This window comes from Pseudomonas sp. GW821-FHT09D08, assembly GCF_059416305.1.
Genome location: NZ_JBWKOX010000001.1, coordinates 278,995 through 297,886, shown reverse-complemented (window position 1 = coordinate 297,886; position 18,892 = coordinate 278,995). Strand labels below are relative to the sequence as shown.

At 61.7% G+C, this 18,892-nt stretch carries 16 protein-coding genes and 4 pseudogenes; 12 read left to right on the top strand and 8 right to left on the bottom strand.

Annotated features, from left to right (window positions below):
- From AC07OP_RS01240 to AC07OP_RS01185, 12 genes and pseudogenes are all read left to right on the top strand, one after another.
- Entirely contained in the window at positions 1 to 630 is a 630-nt protein-coding gene (locus tag AC07OP_RS01240; RefSeq protein ID WP_027605683.1) for a response regulator, read from the top strand.
- Positions 631 to 898: 268 nt separating this feature from the next.
- Positions 899 to 1,978 (top strand): methyl-accepting chemotaxis protein, encoded by a 1,080-nt coding sequence (locus AC07OP_RS01235; protein WP_495109902.1) that lies wholly within the window; start codon positions 899 to 901, stop codon positions 1,976 to 1,978.
- Positions 1,979 to 1,991: 13 nt separating this feature from the next.
- Entirely contained in the window at positions 1,992 to 2,360 is a 369-nt protein-coding gene (locus AC07OP_RS01230) for a response regulator (RefSeq protein WP_027605685.1), read from the top strand.
- A gap of 33 nt (positions 2,361 to 2,393) precedes the next feature.
- Positions 2,394 to 2,711: an STAS domain-containing protein gene (locus tag AC07OP_RS01225; RefSeq protein ID WP_027605686.1), complete on the top strand. Its 318-nt coding sequence runs from the start codon at positions 2,394 to 2,396 to the stop codon at positions 2,709 to 2,711.
- 4 nt (positions 2,712 to 2,715) lie between these two features.
- A complete protein-coding gene (locus tag AC07OP_RS01220) occupies positions 2,716 to 4,848 on the top strand; it encodes a chemotaxis protein CheA (RefSeq protein ID WP_495102635.1) in 2,133 nt (710 codons plus the stop codon).
- A 23-nt stretch (positions 4,849 to 4,871) separates the two neighbouring features.
- A pseudogene (locus AC07OP_RS01215) lies at positions 4,872 to 6,392 on the top strand (MCP four helix bundle domain-containing protein); the annotation flags it as partial.
- A 60-nt stretch (positions 6,393 to 6,452) separates the two neighbouring features.
- Positions 6,453 to 7,169: pseudogene (locus tag AC07OP_RS01210) on the top strand (methyl-accepting chemotaxis protein); the annotation flags it as partial.
- Between the two features lie 123 nt (positions 7,170 to 7,292).
- On the top strand, positions 7,293 to 7,805 hold the full coding sequence (locus tag AC07OP_RS01205; RefSeq protein ID WP_405125875.1) for a chemotaxis protein CheW: 513 nt from the start codon (positions 7,293 to 7,295) through the stop codon (positions 7,803 to 7,805).
- Positions 7,806 to 7,910: 105 nt separating this feature from the next.
- The gene (locus AC07OP_RS01200) at positions 7,911 to 8,435 is read left to right on the top strand and encodes a chemotaxis protein CheW (protein ID WP_495102636.1); all 525 of its coding nucleotides are present in this window, start codon (positions 7,911 to 7,913) and stop codon (positions 8,433 to 8,435) included.
- Between the two features lie 22 nt (positions 8,436 to 8,457).
- On the top strand, positions 8,458 to 9,261 hold the full coding sequence (locus AC07OP_RS01195) for a CheR family methyltransferase (RefSeq protein WP_495102637.1): 804 nt from the start codon (positions 8,458 to 8,460) through the stop codon (positions 9,259 to 9,261).
- Entirely contained in the window at positions 9,254 to 9,739 is a 486-nt protein-coding gene (locus AC07OP_RS01190) for a chemotaxis protein CheD (protein WP_065941360.1), read from the top strand. Before AC07OP_RS01195 ends, AC07OP_RS01190 begins: the two co-directional genes overlap by 8 nt.
- Positions 9,740 to 9,771: 32 nt before the next feature.
- Positions 9,772 to 10,842: a protein-glutamate methylesterase/protein-glutamine glutaminase gene (locus tag AC07OP_RS01185; protein WP_495102638.1), complete on the top strand. Its 1,071-nt coding sequence runs from the start codon at positions 9,772 to 9,774 to the stop codon at positions 10,840 to 10,842.
- Positions 10,843 to 10,928: 86 nt separating this feature from the next.
- On the opposite strand, the gene AC07OP_RS01180 is transcribed toward AC07OP_RS01185, so the two are convergent.
- The 8 genes and pseudogenes from AC07OP_RS01180 to AC07OP_RS01145 all read right to left on the bottom strand — a co-directional run bounded on the left by AC07OP_RS01180 (position 10,929) and on the right by AC07OP_RS01145 (position 18,717).
- Complete coding sequence (locus AC07OP_RS01180) at positions 10,929 to 11,492, bottom strand: TetR/AcrR family transcriptional regulator (RefSeq protein ID WP_115486301.1); 564 nt, start codon at positions 11,490 to 11,492, stop codon at positions 10,929 to 10,931.
- A 58-nt stretch (positions 11,493 to 11,550) separates the two neighbouring features.
- Complete coding sequence (locus AC07OP_RS01175) at positions 11,551 to 13,191, bottom strand: AMP-binding protein (protein WP_495102639.1); 1,641 nt, start codon at positions 13,189 to 13,191, stop codon at positions 11,551 to 11,553.
- Between the two features lie 95 nt (positions 13,192 to 13,286).
- Positions 13,287 to 13,526, bottom strand: a pseudogene (locus tag AC07OP_RS01170) (methyl-accepting chemotaxis protein); the annotation flags it as partial.
- A 15-nt stretch (positions 13,527 to 13,541) separates the two neighbouring features.
- Positions 13,542 to 14,219, bottom strand: a pseudogene (locus tag AC07OP_RS01165) (PAS domain-containing protein); the annotation flags it as partial.
- A 355-nt stretch (positions 14,220 to 14,574) separates the two neighbouring features.
- Positions 14,575 to 15,834 (bottom strand): GTP-binding protein, encoded by a 1,260-nt coding sequence (locus AC07OP_RS01160; RefSeq protein WP_495102640.1) that lies wholly within the window; start codon positions 15,832 to 15,834, stop codon positions 14,575 to 14,577.
- The gene (gene nthB, locus AC07OP_RS01155; protein WP_027605698.1) at positions 15,831 to 16,493 is read right to left on the bottom strand and encodes a nitrile hydratase subunit beta; all 663 of its coding nucleotides are present in this window, start codon (positions 16,491 to 16,493) and stop codon (positions 15,831 to 15,833) included. Before nthB ends, AC07OP_RS01160 begins: the two co-directional genes overlap by 4 nt.
- A 40-nt stretch (positions 16,494 to 16,533) precedes the next feature.
- Complete coding sequence (gene nthA, locus AC07OP_RS01150; RefSeq protein ID WP_495102641.1) at positions 16,534 to 17,118, bottom strand: nitrile hydratase subunit alpha; 585 nt, start codon at positions 17,116 to 17,118, stop codon at positions 16,534 to 16,536.
- An 84-nt stretch (positions 17,119 to 17,202) separates the two neighbouring features.
- Positions 17,203 to 18,717: an amidase gene (locus AC07OP_RS01145; RefSeq protein ID WP_495102642.1), complete on the bottom strand. Its 1,515-nt coding sequence runs from the start codon at positions 18,715 to 18,717 to the stop codon at positions 17,203 to 17,205.
- Positions 18,718 to 18,892 lie beyond the last annotated feature (175 nt).

Genomic DNA, 18,892 nt, shown 5'->3' with positions numbered 1-18,892 from the left:
ATGATTCGCATGCTGATCGCCGATGACCACACCATCATGCGCGAGGGGCTCAAGCAGTTGTTCTCGCTGGTCGCCGACGTGCAGGTGGTGGCCGAAGCCGAGAGTGGCACGCAACTGATCGAACTGTTGCGCCAGGTCGAGATCGACCTGCTGCTGCTCGACATGAATATGCCGGGTATCAGCGGCGAGATTCTGATTGCCCGCCTGCATGCCCAATACCCGAGCCTGCCGATTCTGGTATTGAGCATGCATAACGAAATCCATATCGCGCAACGGGCATTACGTGCCGGTGCACTCGGCTACCTGACCAAGGATCGCGATCCCGAAACCCTGTTGGTCGCGATGCGTCGAGTGGTCAGTGGCCAACGCTACCTCGACCCCGGGCTGGCGGAACAGATCGCGCTGCAAAGCAGTGGCTTGAAGCAGCAGACCTTTGTCGAGAGCTTGTCCGATCGTGAGTTCCAGATCCTGCGCCTGCTGGCGCACGGCATGAGCGTCAACCAGATCGCCGAGCAGTTGGTCATCAGTAACAAGACGGTCAGTACCCATAAGACCCGGCTCATGGAAAAGATGGGGTTCTCCTCCACCGCCGACATTGTGCGTTTCGCCATGACCCTGGGTATTTCGTGAAGCGTGTACGGGGGTAGGGATTTTCCTAGGCGGTTTTCCAGGATCCCTACCCCAGAATAGGGATGCTCCGATGGTGGCAGTGCCATTATCGGGCCAGTATCTCTTTCAAGCAGTCGAATGGCCGGTCAGGTCGTGACGACATGCCTTGACAGGGAGACAGACCGTGAGCGCACCGACACCACCCCCTTCCGCTGCTTTGACCCTGTTTCCGGTTGCGTTCGCGGGGCTGCTGGGCGGGCTTGCGATTGCCTGGAGCGAGCGCTTCAGCATGGTGTCGCTGGCCGCTGGTGGCGCCTTGTTTACGTTGTGTATCGGCATGGGCCTGTGGGCAAACAGCAGGTCCCAGGCGCAGTGGCGTGGCCTGCAACAGCAGCTCGATCAACCGGCATCCATTGCTCCGACGCTGGCCGTCGATAACGGCCTGGCGCAGGTGTGCGTCAGCGTGCTGCCGATCTGGTCGCGGCAGATAGAAGCGGCGCGTTCGATCAGTGAAACCTCGATTCTCAGCCTCAGCGAGCGTTTTGGCACGCTGTCATCCAACATCAGCCACAGCGTCTCCAGCAATGGCGGCCAGGACGCTTCGCAACAATTGGTCGACTTGCTGGAGGTCGGCCAGCGTGACCTCAATTCCATCGTCGTGGCCCTGCGCGCCGCGCTCACCAATAAGGAGAATGAGCTCAAGGAAGTCATGCAGCTCTCGAGCTTCACCGAGCAGCTTCAGCAGATGGCCAAGTTTGTCGGCGACATCGCCAGTCAAACCAACCTGCTTGCCCTCAACGCGGCTATCGAAGCTGCGCGAGCCGGGGAGGCGGGGCGAGGGTTTGCGGTGGTCGCCGATGAAGTGCGCAAGTTGTCGAGCATGTCCGGCGAGACCGGGCGCAAGATCAGCGAAACCGTGATCACCGTCAATGCCGCCATCGCCCGCACGGTGCAGATGTCCCGCCACCACGCCGAACAAGACACCTTGACTCTCGCCGATTCGGAGCGCGTGGTGTCGGAGGTTATCGAACATTTTCGCGCAACCGCCCAGACCATTGTGCGCAACAGCCATGACGTACAGCAGCAGAGCGCCAATGTCGCCGACGAGATTGCCCAGGTGCTGGTTGCCCTGCAGTTCCAGGACCGCGTCAGCCAGATGCTGACCTTGATTACCCGCGACCTGGACAAGTTGCAGCAGCAGTTGGACGAACGTCATGAGTCGAGCCTCAGCGGACAGTCCCTGGCGCCGATGAGCAGTGACCGTTGGCTGCAGGAGCTGTCAACGGCCTACACCATGCCGGAGCAGCACGCCATTCATGGTGGTAAAGCGCCTGCCCAGGCCGATGCCAACGAAATCACGTTTTTCTAGAGGAGTTTTTCCGATGAGCAAGACCATTCTGATCGTCGACGACTCGGCCTCCATCCGCCAGGTGGTGAGCATCACCCTCAAAGGCGCCGGTTACGACGTGATCGAAGGCTGTGATGGCAAGGACGCCCTGAGCAAACTGGACGGCCGCAAAATCCACCTGATTGTCAGTGACGTGAACATGCCCAACATGGACGGCCTCAGTTTCGTCAAGGCGGCCAAGCTGTTGCCGGCCTACAAGTTCACGCCGGTCATCATGCTGACCACCGAAGCCAGCGATGCGATGAAGCAGCAAGGCCAGGCTTCCGGCGCCAAGGCCTGGATGGTCAAGCCCTTCCAGCCTGCGCAAATGCTGACCGCCGTCTCCAAGTTGATCCTGCCATAGCGATGACCAGCGACCGCTGGCCAGGAGGTTTACATGAAAAGCGCCGTCCCGATGCTACGTCGAATCCAGGTCATGGAAGGCCCCCTGACGATCTACACGGCTGCCGAGCAAAAGGACGTGCTGTTGTCGTTGTTTCCCCTGGCCCATGAAGTCGAGTTGGACCTGTCCAGTGTCGATGAACTCGACAGTGCCGGTTTGCAGCTGTTGATCCTCATCAAGCGCGAGTCTCTCAAGGAAGGCACCCAGTTGTTGCTGAGCAACCCCAGCTCGACGGTGAGCGAAGCCTTTCGCCTCAGCGGCCTTGACGACTACTTCACCAATGCGAGTTTCACCCAGTCGGTCGGAGCGTAAGCGTATGAACATGGATGACGTGCTGCAGACGTTCATTGCCGAAAGTCGCGAGCTTCTGTTGCAAATGGAAGATGCGCTGCTGCAGATCGAGAAGTCGCCCCAGGACCTGGACACCATCAACGGCCTGTTCCGCGTGGCCCACACTATCAAGGGGTCGGCCGGCCTGTTTGGCTTGATGCCGATCGTTGAGTTCACCCACGTCGCCGAAAGCGTGCTGGACCGGGTGCGCAGCCTGGAAGTGCGCGTCGACGAGGCGTTGAGTGCGTTGTTCCTCGACGCCCGTGACCATATCGGCCAATTGATCGACCTGCTGGCCGAGGACGGCAATCTGGATCGCCTGGATGAACCGGTGCGGGCTCAGGGCCAATCTATCATTGAGCGGCTGTCGCTGTATCTGGACGCGGCGGTCTCGACCCCGGCGCCGGCCCTTCAAGCGCCGGCGCCGGCGGATGAGCCAGGCGCCAGTCCCGGCCATTGGCATTTGTCGCTGCGCTTCGGCCCGGATGTGTTGCGCAATGGCATGGACCCCTTGGCGTTCCTGCGTTACCTGAGCACGCTGGGGCGTTTGCTGCACACCGTTACCTTGTTCGATGGGTTGCCGCCCATGACCGCCATGGACCCGGAAACCAACTACCTCGGGTTTGAACTCGCACTGGCCAGCGACGCGTCCCTGGAGGTCATCGATGGCGCCTTTGATTTTGTCCGCGAGGACGCGCTGGTTCGCATCCTTGCACCGAATGCCACGGTGCAGGCGTGTCGGACCCATCTCGACGGCTTGCCGGAAGACAACGCCACGCTGGTCGAGCTACTGGTGCGTTGCGGCACATTGACCGAGGCCCAGGCCTTGCTCGTGACCCAGGACGCCGAGCAGGCACCGGTCGAAACGCGCAGCGAGCCTGATGTCCAGGAGTCGACAACGCCGCCGGTCAAGGCCGGCAAAAGCGCGGCGAGCAACGAAGGCAACCTGATTCGGGTCGATGCCGCAAAGCTGGACCAACTGATCAACCTGGTCGGCGAGCTGATCATTGCCGGTGCCGGCGCCAACCTGGTGGCGGTACGCAGTGGGATTGGCGAGATGATCGAATCCACCAGCTTGTTATCGCGGCTGGTCGAGGAAGTCCGCGACTCGGCGCTGACCCTGCGCATGGTGCAGATCGGCGCAACCTTCACGCGGTTCCAGCGCGTGGTGCGGGACGTCTCCAAAGAGTTGGGCAAGGACATCGTGCTGCACATCGGCGGCGGTGAGACCGAGCTGGACAAGACCGTCGTCGAACGCATTGGCGACCCGCTGACCCATTTGGTGCGCAATGCCATGGACCACGGCATCGAACCGGCGTCGACGCGCCTCCAGCGGGGCAAGCCGGCCCAGGGCACGGTACGCCTGAATGCCTATCACGAATCCGGCAGCATCGTGATCGAGGTGTCCGACGACGGCGGTGGCCTGGCCAAGGACAAGATCCTGGCCAAGGCCCGTGAGCGTGGCCTGGTAGGCGAGGCCCAGCAGCCGTCGGACAAAGACATCCTGAATCTGATTTTCGAGCCGGGATTCTCCACCGCCGACCAGGTCAGCAACCTGTCCGGGCGTGGCGTGGGCATGGACGTCGTGAAGCGCAATATCACGGCGTTGCGCGGCAGTGTCAGCCTCGAGAGCGAAGTCGGGCAGGGCACCACGGTGTGCATCCGCCTGCCGCTGACGCTGGCGATCATTGACGGTTTCCTGATCGGCGTGGGCAAGGCTTCTTACGTGATTCCGCTGAACATGGTGGAGGAGTGCATCGAGCTGGCCCCTCAGCGGGGCACCGAAACCGGCTACCTGGACCTGCGGGGCGAGGTGCTGCCGATCCTGCGGCTGCGCGACATGTTTGATGTGCAAGAGCCTGGAGGCAACCGGGAAAACGTGGTCGTCGTGCAATACGCAGGCTTGCGTGCCGGCCTGGTGGTCGATCGCCTGCAGGGGGAGTTCCAAACCGTGATCAAGCCACTGGGCAAAGTGTTTGGTGATGCCCATGGGCTGGGCGGGTTCACCATCCTCGGAAGTGGAGCCGTTGCGCTGATCCTGGATATCCCGAATTTGCTAGGACAGGTTGCCAAGGAAACCCCCCATCGTTCGATCCCAAGCCCTTTATCGACTCATTGAAGCGTCATCAGGAGTGCCTCACCATGACTGTTATCAGAAATATCATGTTGCTGGTTTTCACAGCCATGCTGGGTGTCTTCGTGTTGGGTGGCACCAGCCTGTACCTGGCCGGTGAAATCAATACGAGCGCCAGCTATGCCAACGTCAATACGGTGCCCAGCCTGCTGGAGATCGACCGCGCCGCCGCGGCCTTCACTGACTTGCACGCCTTGCAATGGCAACGTTTGAACGAGCCAGACAAAAACAGCGTGGCGGCTTACGCGGCCAGCGTGGCGCAGGATTTCAGTGCCGTTGGCAAAGCCCTGGATCGCTATCAGGCCGAGTTGACCTCCGACGAGCACGATGCGGCGTTGTTGAAACAACTGCGCGGCCATTTGGCTGAGTTTGCGGCGTTGCAGACGCACTTCGACAAGCTCATCGATGACGGTGACCAGGCCTCGGCCCGTGCATTGATCGAGACCAGCCAGCCCCTGCAGACCGCCGTGCTCGCGGCGATCGGCGAGCTGCGTGAATACAACCTGGAACTGGGGCGCAAGGGCCAGGTGCTCGCCACCACCACCGAGAAGAACGCACGCACCCTCATCCTGCTGGTGAGCGGCCTGACCCTGGTGGCTACCCTGCTGATCGGCGTCTTGCTGGGGCGCAATCTGATGCGCCGGCTCGGGGCGGAACCTACCGTGGTGCAAGCCTATGCGGCACGCCTATCGGCCGGCGAATTGAATGCCAAGGCGACGCTCAGGGCCGGAGACACCACCAGCCTGATGGCGAGCATGCAGCAGTTGGGCGCGAACCTGCATGACTTGATCGTGGAGATGGACCGTATGTCCAGTGAGCACGACAAGGGCGAGATCGATGCACAGATCGATGCCGGCCGCTTTCATGGCAGTTACCGCTCCATGGCCCAGGGCATCAACGATATGGTCAACGGCCACATCGCGGTGAAGAAAAAAGCCATGGCCTGCATACGCGCCTTCGGTAACGGTGATCTGTCTGCGCCCCTGGAACAATTCCCCGGCAAAAAAGCCTTTATCAACGACAACATCGAGCTGTTGCGCAGCAACATCCTGGCGCTGATCAATGAAATGCAGCACATGTCCAGCGAGCATGAAAAAGGTGACATTGACGTGATGATCGATGTCGAGCGCTTCGCGGGTTCGTACCGGGATATCGGCCAGGGCATCAATGACATGGTCAACGGCCATATCAACGTGAAGAAAAAGGCCATGGCCTGTATTCGCGCGTTCGGCGAAGGGGATTTGTCCGCGCCCCTGGAGCGTTTCCCTGGCAAGAAAGCCTTTATCAATGAAAACGTCGAGCAACTGCGCGCCAATATCCTGGCCCTTGTGGAAGATACCAGCGAGATCAGCGACAGTGCGCTGATCGGCAAGCTGGACACCCGCCCTGACGCCGCCCGGCACCAGGGCGATTTCCGCCGCATCATCCTCGGTATCAACGGTTCTCTGGACGCGATCATCGTACCGATCACCGAGGCCATGGAGGTGCTGTCGGCGATGGCCGCCGGCGACCTGACTCGCAGCATTACCGGCGACTACCAGGGCAAGTTCCTGGAGCTGAAGCACTCGGTCAATGGCACCGTGGAAAAACTCTCGGAAATCATCGGCGAAGTGCGCGGCTCGGCGGACTCGCTGTCGAGTGCTTCGGAAGAGATCTCCGCCACCGCCCAAAGCATGGCCCAGTCGGCTTCCGAGCAGGCGGCATCGGTCGAACAGACCTCGGCGTCGATGGAGCAAATGTCGGCGTCCATTTCCCAGAACACCGAAAATGCCAAGGTCACCGACGGCATGGCGGGCAAAGCCAACAAGGAAGCCTCGGAAGGCGGTCGAGCCGTGAAGGACACCGTGGCGGCGATGAAAACCATTGCCGAAAAAATCGGCATCGTCGATTCCATTGCCTACCAGACCAACTTGCTGGCGCTCAACGCGGCAATCGAAGCGGCACGGGCCGGCGAGCATGGTAAAGGCTTTGCGGTGGTCGCGGCCGAAGTGCGCAAACTGGCGGAGCGCAGCCAGATTGCCGCACAGGAAATCAGTGAGGTGGCCAAGAACAGCGTGGCCTTGGCCGAACGGGCGGGCAACCTGCTGGACGAGATTGTGCCGTCGATTGCCAAGACCTCCGACCTGGTGCAGGAAATTGCGGCGGCCTCGGAAGAACAATCCATCGGTTCCGAACAAATCAACAGCGCGATGTCGCAGATGAGCCAACTGACCCAGCAAAACGCGTCGGCCTCCGAGGAGCTGGCGGCGACGGCCGAGGAAATGAGTGGCCAGGCCGAGCAGTTGCAGGAACTCATGGGGTTTTTCACCGTGCAAAGCAAACGTGCCGGGCGCAATGTCTCGATGCCGCAGATCAGCCGAGCCATGTCCACCCAGGACCTGGACAGTCGCTCCTCGGACGGTGGTTTCGTCCGCTTCGGGAGTTGACCCATGGGCACCTCAGCGGGCATGCAGGGCGCTGTCGAAGCTGCGCCGCCAGTGGATGAACCCTTGCAGTACCTGACCTTCCTGGCGGCCGAGGAGATGTACGCGGTCAATACCCTGAGTGTTCGTGAAATCATCGAATACAACCAGGTGACCAGCGTACCGATGATGCCGGAATTCCTGCGGGGGGTTATCAACCTGCGCGGTTCGGTGGTGCCGGTCGTGGACCTCAAGGCGCGTTTCGGCAAGGGCACGACGGTACTGGGTAGTCGCACCTGCATCGTCATTCTTGAGGCGGCGAAGGAGGGCGAATCCCAGGTCCTGGGGGTGGTGGTGGACTCGGTCAGCGAAGTGATCGAGATACTCGAGATCGATATCAAGCCCGCTCCGGCGTTCGGCAATCACATTCGCACCGACTTCATCGGGGGGATGACCAAGGTGCGAGGCGAGTTCGTCACGCTCCTTCAGATCGAGCATGTGCTGTGTGTCGATGAGATAGCCGGCCTGATCGCTGTCTAGGTATCTCCCCGGCGGATAGAGCTGTTGTGGTGAGCGGGCTTGCCCAGCGCCGGGGTGCGAAGCGCCCCTGATGAAGACGAAAACGTATGTGACCCGAGGTGAATCATGGCCCCACCCATCGACAGTCCAGGCAATGCCAGCGTCTCGAGCCCGAGCCAGTACCTCACCTTTGTGCTGGGGGAGGAGATGTTCGCCGTGGGCACGCTCAACGTTCGGGAAATCATCGAATACGGGCCGATCACCAGCGTGCCGTTGCTGCCTCCCAGCATACGCGGGGTGATTAACCTGCGCGGCGCGGCGGTGCCCGTGCTCGACCTGGGGGTGCGCTTTCGCGGCGAACGCACGGTGCAGACTCCAAGGACCTGTTTTGTGATCCTTGAGGTACAGGCCAATGCCCAGCGCAAGCCGGTGGGCATCATTGTCGATGCGGTCAGCGAGGTCCTGGAAATCGCCGACCAGGACATCGAACCCTCATTGAATTTCGGCACCGATGTCAGGGCCGACTTTTTACTGGGCATCGGCAAACTGGAGAGCGGTTTCGTGCTGTTGCTGGACATCGGCCGCGTGTTGTCCCTGGAACAGGTCGATGCGCTGGTCAACCTTGAGTCTTCGCTACCTTCGATCGCCTGAACAGGCTTGGGGGAATGTCCTGATGAACGTGATCCTCTCTGACGCCGAGTTCATGCAGTTTCGTGACCTCATTTATCAAATCGCCGGCATCAGCCTGTCCGATGCCAAGAAACAGTTGGTGAGCGCTCGCTTGGCCAAGCGACTGCAGGTGTTCAAGCTCAATACCTACGGCGCTTACTACAAGGTGCTGATGAAGGACAGCGTGGAGTTGCAGGTAGCGGTGGACATGCTGACCACCAACGAGACCTACTTTTTCCGTGAGCCCAAGCATTTTGATTTCCTGCGCGATGTCGCGTTGCCCGAGCTGCGGGGCAGCGGGCCGTTGCGCATATGGAGTGGCGCCTGCTCGACCGGCGAAGAACCCTATACCCTGGCGATGGTGCTGGCGGACAACCTCGCCGGCCGGCCCTGGGAGATTGTCGCGTCGGACATCAGCAGCCGGGTATTGGAAAAAGCCCGCCTTGGGCGTTATCCCCTCGACGGCATACGCGGCATCCCTGAGGCGCTGTTGAACAAGTATTGCCTCAAGGGCGTGGGCGCCAACCACGGTTGTTTCATGGTCGACCCGGCGCTGGCGGCGAAGATCGATTTCCAGTCGATCAATCTGAATAACCCGCTGCCGAAACTGGGGATGTTCGATGTGATCTTCCTGCGCAACGTGATGATCTATTTTGACAACGACACCAAAGTGCAGGTGGTCAAGCGCCTGGTCAGTCACCTCAAGCCGGGTGGGTACTTTCTGGTCAGCCATTCGGAGAGCCTCAACGGCATCACCGATGAGCTGCGGCTGGTCAAGCCTTCCATCTACCGGAGGCCGCATGCCTGACAGTCGACCGCCCAACGAGGTGTTCCTGAATCCCGGCGAGTGGTTTTTCGGCTCGGGTGCGATTCGCCTGCGTACGGTGCTGGGATCATGTGTTGCATTGGTGTTCTGGCATCCCCGGCGCTTGCTGGGGGGCATGTGTCACTACCTGCTGCCACAGCGCGCCGTGACCAAACAGGGCGTCCTGGATGGTCGCTACGGCAACGAAGCCTTTGAACTGTTGCTCGCTCGAATACAGTCGATCAAGGCCCTGCCGACGGAGTTCAGGATCAGCGTATTCGGCGGTGGCAACATGTTTCCCGGGCTTGTGCGCTCGGACAATGATTACGTCGGCCAGCGCAATGTCGAACAGGCCATGCGCCTGCTCGATCTGCATCAGTTGCGGTGTCAACACTTCCATGTGGAAGGCGTGGGTTATCGGACGATTGTGTTCGATCTGGCCAACGGCGAAATCGAACTCAACTACCTGGCCTTGAAGTGAACCCCCAGCAGCCCTCATGGAGAACGTGCGACATGAGCCTTATCAAAGTGCTGATCATTGATGATTCCGCTGTGGTACGTCAGGTACTCACGGCGACCCTGGGGCAAGACCCCGCTATCGAGGTTATCGGCGCGGCGGCAGACCCGGTGTTCGCCATGGACAAAATGAACAAGCAATGGCCGGATGTGATTGTGTTGGACGTGGAGATGCCACGGATGGATGGCATCACGTTCCTCAAGAAGTTGATGGCCGAACACCCCACGCCCGTGGTCATCTGCTCCACGCTGACCGAAAAGGGCGCGGCCACCACCATGCAGGCACTGGCGGCCGGCGCGGTCAGCATTGTGACCAAGCCACAACTCAACCTGCGCCAGTTTCTCACCGACAGTGCCGATGAATTGGCGGGGGCCGTCAAGGCCGCCGCGCGGGCCAACATGAAGCGCATGGTGCCTTCCAGCGAACGCGCTCCCGCCAAGCTGACGGCTGACGTCATATTGCCGGCGGGCACCCAGGCAATGGCGCGCACCACCGAAAACATTGTCGCCATTGGTACGTCCACGGGCGGCACCCAGGCCCTGGAGTTGGTGTTGACCGCCTTGCCCAGGGTCTGTCCGGGCATCGTCATCGTGCAGCACATGCCCGAACACTTCACCGCCGCGTTTGCCGAGCGCCTCAATCGACTGTGCGAGATCGAGGTCAGGGAGGCGAAGAACGGTGACCGGGTTGTCCCCGGTTGTGCACTGATTGCCCCCGGTGGCCGGCACATGGTGCTCAAGCGCAGCGGTGCCCAATACCAGGTGGAAATTGTCGACGGACCTCCGGTCAGCCGGCATCGACCTTCCGTTGATGTACTGTTTCGTTCGGTGGCCCGCAGTGCCGGCGGTAACGCGCTGGGGATCATCATGACGGGAATGGGCGACGACGGCGCCCGGGGCCTGAAGGAAATGCACGACAACGGCGCCCGCACCCTGGGCCAGGATGAAGAGTCCTGCGTGGTGTATGGCATGCCCAAGGAGGCGTTCAAGCTCGGCGCGGTGGAGCGTGAGGTGCCCCTTGAGCTGATCTCGGCGGCGATTCTGCAATCCATGCACCAGCGGCGCTGACGGTTCGCGGTTCTGTGCTGATTGATAAGGCGCTCCGGCAATCCGCCTCGGGCCAGCCTGGGGTTTCAGTATGGGTCATGGTGGGCTCAGGGCAGGGAATCAATGGCCTGTAACACCGCACAGGCAATGGTCTTCGTAATCGTTCGCCGCTGGGCGTTATCGAGCATCGGGCTTAACCAGGTGGGTAGACTGTTCAGCATGGGCAAAATGGCCGTGAGCGCGCCCTCGCGCAACGGCCCGCCCGGTGGATGGCCTGCCTGGCCGATCAGATCCATTATTTCCGACTCATAGGCACGCCGCAGTTGCTGGACGTTTGCCTGCATCGAGTCGCCCAGGCAATTGGCGTCCATGACCGCGAGCTTGAAGTGTCCGGTCATGTGTTCATGCAATTGAAGGTGACGGTCGATCAGTTGGGCCAGGCGTTGATCGGGTGCCAATCGGCGATTCTTGATGCCGTGCACCTGGGACAACAGGGTTTGATACAGCTCCATCAGCAGTTCGTAAAGCAGCGCCTCTTTGCTTTCCACATGGTGATAAATCGCCCCCGGGCTTATACCAACATGCGCGGCGAGTTCACGCATGCTGACCTGGTTGAAACTGCGCTCCTTGAATAACTCCGAGGCTTTGCGCTGGAAGTCTGATCGGTTCAGCACACGCTTTGCCTTGGATTGCGCGCACGCCTGGCGCTCCGGCACACCGGCCACGGGTTCATGCCCCCGGCGCCTGCTGCCGGGCAATTTCCTGATTGCGCAGGATAAAGCGCTGCAACTTGCCACTGGGGGTCTTGGGGAGTTGCTCGACGAACTCCACTTCCCGGGGATAGGCATGGGCGGCCAGGCGCTGCCGTACATGCAGCCGCAGTACTTCGGCCAGCTCGGCGCTGGGCTGGTACTGGCTGTCGAGCACGACAAAGGCTTTGATCAGCTCGGTGCGTTGCGGGTCGGGTTTGCCGATCACCGCCGCTTCGATCACCGCCGGGTGTTCGATCAGCGCGCTCTCGACGTCGAACGGCCCGACGCGGTAGCCGGACGTGGTGATCACATCATCGTTGCGGCCGACGAAGCTGATACTGCCGTCGTCATTCAGCTCCACACTGTCGCCGCTGAGGTAATAGCGCCCCACAAAGGCCCGGGTGGGCATACCCAGGTAGCCGTCGAACCAGCACAGGGGCGAGCGTTCGCGATCCACCGCCAGGACGCCCGGCTGACCCGCCGGCAATTCCCGATGCGCGTCGTCCAGCACGACGATGCGGTAGCCGGGCACCGCATAACCCGCCGAGCCCTCACGGACCGGGTGACGCAAACCATGGTGATTGCACAACACCATGCCGATTTCCGTCTGGCCGTAATGATCGTGAATGGTCACACCGAGTTGCTCGGCAAACCAGCGGATCACGTGCGGGTTGAGCGGCTCGCCGGCACTGCTGACGGCACGCAGGCGGTCGCGCACGGCGTCGGCGAACGTTGCCCCCTCGGCGATCAGCAGGCGGTACGCCGTTGGGGAGCCGGCCAGATTGCTGATGGCGTACTTGGCAATGACTCGGCACGTACTCTCCACCGTAAAAGGGCCGTTGTAGAACAGCGTGGCATGACCACAGGCCAGCGGGCCGGTCACCGCGTAATACAGGCCATAGGCCCAGCCGGGATCGGCCAGGTTCCAGAACCGGTCGTCCTGCTGCAGGCCAATGGAGTCGCGCATATAACCCTTGAAGGCGAGAATGGCGCGCAACGGCACTTCCAGAGGCTTGGCCGGCCCCGTAGTACCCGATGTGCACATCAGCAGGAATGGCGCGCTGGCGTCCAGCAGTACCGGTTCGCACTCGACGTCTGGGCCGTCCAGGATGCTCCAGAACGGATAATCGCTGGGGTTCTGCGGGCCCCCGCCGGTTACGATCACGCTTGGGCAGTTGCCGATCTCATCCAGCTTGGGACGGTTCTGCACATCCGTCACGATCCAGCGCGCGTTGGAGCAGCCCAATCGTTGCTCGATCGCCTTGGGACCAAATGCGGTGAAGAGCGGTTGATAGACCGCGCCCACCCGCCAGGTCCCCAAGATGGCAATCAGCAGTTCAACCGTGCGCGGCATCAGGCCGGCGACGCGGTCGCCCGGTTTTACCCCTTGCTCACGCAAGAAATGGCCGAAGCGGGCGGCGCTGGCCTGCAATTGGCTGAATGTGTATTGGGCGGCGCTGCCATCCTGTGCTTCGCAATACAACGCCACGGCGTCGTCGTGGGCGTGCCGGTCGCAGCATTCGACGCAGGCGTTCAGGGCAGTCAGGTCACCTTGCAAAGCCAGTTCGGCGGTCTGCTGGTAATTGAAGGATGTGGCCACAGCTTGATAATCACGCATAACGATACCTGGTTCTTATTGTTGGGTTTGTACTGCCACTGGTTGCGCTGCTCGCGACTCGACCCGTGGCGCTAGCTGTCCATCATGTCGGCCGCTTGCTGGGTCGCCTGGCTGGTGCGGGTCGCCAGCTTGCGCACTTCATCGGCGACCACCGCGAACCCGCGTCCGGCGTCGCCAGCGCGGGCGGCTTCAATGGCGGCGTTCAAGGCCAACAGGTTGGTCTGGCTGGCGATGCCCTGGATGGTGGCGACAATGTGCGTCAGCTTGCGCAGGGTCTCCTGCATCACTCGGTGCTGGTGTTCCTGAGCCTCACGCATGCTGTTTTCTTCATGGTGGGCATGGATATCGGTGATGGCACCCACCACCCTTTGCGGGGAACCGTCCTCTGCGCGGCGGGTTTGCCCACGGCCGCGAAACCAGCGGTAATTGCCACTGCTGTGCTTGAGCCGATAATCGACATCAAAGGGTGTTTTGCCGCTGCGGTCTTCGACGTGGGCGACAAACGCCGCGATTGCCCGTGCGCTGTCGTCTGGATGCAAGCGTGAGGTCCAGCTTTCCAATGTGTTGGGAAATTCCTCAACCGTGGTGTACCCCAGCAGTCGCCGCATTTGCGAAGACCACCAGATGGTGTTGTTCGGGTTCGCCGGGTCACCCGCCACCACCTCAATGTCCCAGAGCCCGTCATGGAGCATTTCACGGGAAATCTCGAAGCGTGTGGCCGCCAGTTCGAGTGACTCTTCGTGCAGGCGCTGTTCATGAATGTCACGCAGGCTTCCGCCGATGGCGACCGGTACCCCTTGCGCATCCCGGCGCGCCACACCGCTGATCCTGCACCAACGATAGTCACCGTCTGAGGCAAGGGCCATGCGTACGTCCAGCGCAAAGGGCGTTCGCCCGCTGCGATCAGCCAGGTGCCGGGCCAGCGCGTCGAACAGGCGTTGCCGGTCCGTCGCGTGCAGGTGCTCGTTCCAGCGGCCAAGTTGATCAATACCTTGGGTCGGGATCGACGCGGACCCTGTCCACCTCATGGCCCACTCCGGTGCGGGTGCAGCCATACCTGCCGGTTGCAGTTCCCAAAACAGTTCACCTGCGCCTTGGGCGATAAGTGCCCAGCGCGCCTCCTGCTCCTGTAAAAGCGCGTCGCGGCGGGCCAGGTGCTCGGTCAATTGGGTGGCTTCCAATGCCAGCGCGTGTGTCTGTGCTTTCAGGGCTCGCCGCTCTTGCAGCAATGTCTCGACGCCCGCCAGGATGCGTCGCAATAACGGGTTGCTCGACGACAGCGGTGTACTCGCCTGGTCAGGCTCATCCAGTCTGTCGGCAAGCGGAGCCAATACCCAGCGGCTGGTTCGGCTGAAAAAGAGCATGGGGCACCTCTATCTCGGATCAAATGGGGGCAATCGCCATGGGCTGTGTGGGGGTGCGGGCAAGGGCCTGTCGGTCAAAGGCGGTCGCCCCCGGCAGTGCCTGCCAGGCCAGTGGGCCGGCGGCGATTTCCTGGGCGCTCAGCAGGCAGTGGTCGAGCTCGCGCTGTAACGCGTCGGTGTCGAGGCCCTGGCCGATAAACACCAACTCCTGCCGGCAGTCGCCGACCACGCTGTCCCATTTGGCCCTGATGCCCTGCAGCCGGTATTCGTCCCGGGGCCATTGCGACGGCTCGATGAAGTTCCACCAGCGCCCGACATAGTCCCATTGGAACCGCTTGCCGCTTTGCACCAGCAGGCCGGTTTCCAGGTGGCGGCTGGCGAGCCAGAAGTAACCTTTGCTGCGCAGCAATCGCCCGTTGCTCCAGGGCTGCTGGAGAAAGTCGAGCAACCGTTGCGGGTGGAAAGGCGCGCGCTCACGGTACACCCAGGACGTCACGCCATAGGTGTCCGACTCGGAGACCGGCGCGTCGGTCGCCTCCATTTTCCGCATCCAGCCCGGCGACGCCGCGAGGCTGGGTAAATCAAACAGATGGGTGCCGAGGAGGCTGGCTGACGGGATATTACCGTGGGCCATCGGCATGATCCGCGCCGTCGGGTTAAGCCCCGTGAGGATCGCCTGCACGGCCTGATACTGCGCTGCATCGATCAGATCCAGCTTGTTGACGAGAATGACGTTGGCGTACTCCACCTGTTCGATCAGCAGATTGGCCAGATGGCGCTTGGGCGCGTCCGGCGTAGCGTCATCCCGGTCAACGGTGTGCGGCGATTCGAGCAGTTCCTGGAAACGACTGCCATCGACCACCGTCACCAAGGTGTCCAGGCGCGCCAGTTCGCTGAGGCTGAAGCCATCAGCGTCAAGGAAGGCGAACGTCTCCGCGACCGGCATCGGCTCGGAGATCCCCGTGGACTCAATCAGCAGGTAATCGAAACGCTGTTGGCGTGCGAGCATACTGATCTGCTCGAGCAAATCGGCGCGCAGGGTGCAGCAGATACACCCGTTGCTCATCTCGATCAGCTCATCGCGACCACGGTGCAGCGCGACATCGCGCTGCACTTCTTCGGCATCGATATTGACTTCGCTCATGTCATTGACGATGACGGCCACGCGCAGGCCTTCGCGATTGCGCAGGATGTGGTTGAGCAGGGTGGTTTTGCCGGCGCCGAGGAAGCCCGAAAGGACCGTCACCGGCAGTCGGCTTGCCTGGGCGCCGTCTGTCATGGGTTCACCGCGCGCGGGCCGGCGGCCTTGTCCAGGTAGCTTTCGAACAGGTCGACCACCACAAAACCCTCATCGGCCGCATCTCCCCACAGGTCCTTCACGGCGAACTCGACGTGGTAGGTGGGTTGATGGGCTGCGCTTACATCGCCATGGCCGATTGCGTCGGGGAACGGCCATTTCTCTGACGTGCGGTGCAGGACCACGCCTTCCTTGCCGCGCACGTAGGCGGGCATGCGGATGTGCCCAGCCACATATTCGTCTCGCACCACCACCCGATCCCCCACCTCGAAGGGCGGCCGCCCCGTGATCGCCGGGCGGCCCTCGGCATGGGCGGGATTCGCCAGCTTGAAGTGGGAGCCCAAGGCCTGATCAAGCTCCGCCTGGGTGATCACGCCGGTTTCGACCAGCAAGGTGGCGGTCGCGATGACGTAGCGTTCGTAGTACTGGGTGCCGACATGCTGGCGCACATCCAGGCGTTCGACGGCGTGACGCACTTCGTCCACGCTGAACTTTTTCAAGTGGTCGGCACCGATGAACATCAAGCTGTAGGCCAGATGCTCCCAGTCCTGCTTGAACACCTGTTTGTAGCTCAGGCTGTTGATGGTGTGGGGGACTTTTCCAAAGCCTTGGAAACCGCCGAGATCGTGAAAGCCATCCATAATCAAAACTCCGGGAGTGAACGATGATGAGGTGTTGTTTTCAGCCCACGCGGGGCAGGGCGACGCCGATCAGCACGTCTTTGGTCACCAGCGCTTGAAGCTGCTCTTCGTTCATGTGTTCTGAGCCTTCCGGCCTGACCGGCAGCACCAGGTAGCGGCTTTCGGCGCTGGTGTCCCAGACCTTGACCACCATGTCCCGGGGCAACTCCGTCCCCAGCTCGCGCAGTACCGTGCGCCCCTCCCGGACCAGGCGTGCGCGGAACTCGAAACCCTTGTACCACTCCGGTGGCAGGCCGAGGACCGGCCAGTTGGTGCAGGAGCACAGGCTGCAGACAATCACGTTCTTCAGCGTCGGCGTGTCCTCCAGGGCGACGATGTATTCGCCCTGGGGGCCGGTGTAGCCGAACTGGGCGCAGGCCGCAGTGCCGTCCTTGAGCAACAGTGCCCGGAACTGCGGGTCGACCCACGCCTTGGCCACCACACGGGCGCCGTTCTCGGGGCTCCAGCCGTGCTCCATCAATTGCGTGAGCTGCTCGACATAGCCCTCCGGGATGAGTTCCTTGCTCTTGAGGACTTGAAACAATGCCCAGGCTCTTTCGCCGGGCGTTGAAGTAGCTGTACTCATGGGGTCATTCCTATCAGTCAACACGGTGGTAAAGTCATTGGATTTCTTATTGTTCTACGGGCGCCGGCGGCGCCCGTAGACGGCTCAGAGCGTGCGCCAGTCCACGGAGGCTTCAAACGCCGCCGCAGCCTGGTACAGGGTGCCTTCGGCATAGTGTTTGGCGACCAGCATCAGCCCGACGGGCAGGCCGTCGACCCGCCCGCATGGAATCGACAGGGCGGGATGCCCGGTGATGTCCTGTGGCGCGGTGTTGCCGATCATTTCCAGCGCGCGCGCCACGTACTCAGTGATCGAGCAGTCCGCCGGTGGATGGGGTTGGGCAATGATCGGTGTGGTCGGCATCACCAGCAGGTCGTAGGTCTGCAGCGCCTTGTCATAGCCCTGCCGGGCAAAGCGCGCGAGGTTTTGCGCCTTGGCGTAATAACGTCCGTTGTAGTGGTTCAGCCCGTACTGGCCGACGAACATGCACAGCTTGAGCGACGCGGACAATTGGTCGGCCTGCTCGCGCCAGCCGACCTGTTTGTCCAGCAGGCCGACATCGTAGAGGCCTTTCCAGTTAAAGCCCGCGCCGTTGCCGTGCATCATCTGCATGGTCAAGCCTTCGCAGCCGATGGGGTGCCACAACGAGCCCGCCAGGTTGTGCTCGGGAACGGACACCGCCTCGACCTGCGCGCCCAACGCCTCGAGACGGGCGATGGCATCACGCACTTTCTCGGCGACGCGAGGGTCCTGGTTGGCCAGTGCGAAGCCCTCTTGTAACACACCGATTTTGAGCCCGCGCACGCCCCTCGTCAGGTAGCTGTGATAGTCGTCGACTTGCGGCGCAGCCTGGCGCGGGTCAAGCCCATCCGCGCCGGCCATGGCTTGCAGCATCAGCGCGTTGTCGCGCACGTTGGCGGTAATAGGGCCGACATGGTCGATCGTGGCTTCAATCGCCATGACCCCGGAGTAGGGCACCAGGCCGTGGGTTGGCTTCATGCCGTAGGTGCCGCAGAAGGACGACGGGATTCGGATGGACCCGCCTTGATCACCGCCAACGGCCATGTCCACCTCTCCGGCCGCGACCAACGCCGCACTGCCCGATGAAGATCCACCGGCGGCATAACCGTGACGATGGGGGTTGTGCACGGGGGCAGGGTCAGAGGTATGACTGCCGCCGGACAAACAGTAATGTTCACAGGTGGCCTTGCCCAGGATCGTCGCCCCGGCATCCAGCAGGCGCGTGACCACGGTGGCGTCGAATGACGGCACGAAACCGGCCAGCGGCGCGGCGCCGTTCATGAGCGGCACGCCTGCCAGGGCGATGTTGTCTTTCAGCGCGACGGTTTTGCCGGCCAGCAGGCCCTCCCGGGCCCCGTTCACTTCGGCCCGGTAGTACCAGGCGTTCAACGGGTTTTCCTTGTCCGAGGGGCGATAGCCCGAACTGCGTTCGTAGCGTACGGGCGGAACGAAATCAGGCAGCTCATCGACCAGGTCGTACGCGTCGAAACTCGGTTGCATCAGGTCCAGGTACTGCGCAGCCTGCTCCGGCGTCAGCTGCATGTGCAACTGGGTGGCGAGGTCCTGCAGTTGATCAAGCGTGGGTCGAATAATGGCCATGATTTTCCTTGATGTCATCGATGAGCGGCGGAAAGACTTGAGACTGTTCAAACACTTCCAGCACTGTCGGGGTCGGATCATTCCGGGTCGTAATGGAGAACAAATTAGGCCTCTTTTGCCACTGCGGCTTGGTTGAACAGGACACTCGCTTGGCTGAACAGGACAGCTCAGCGCG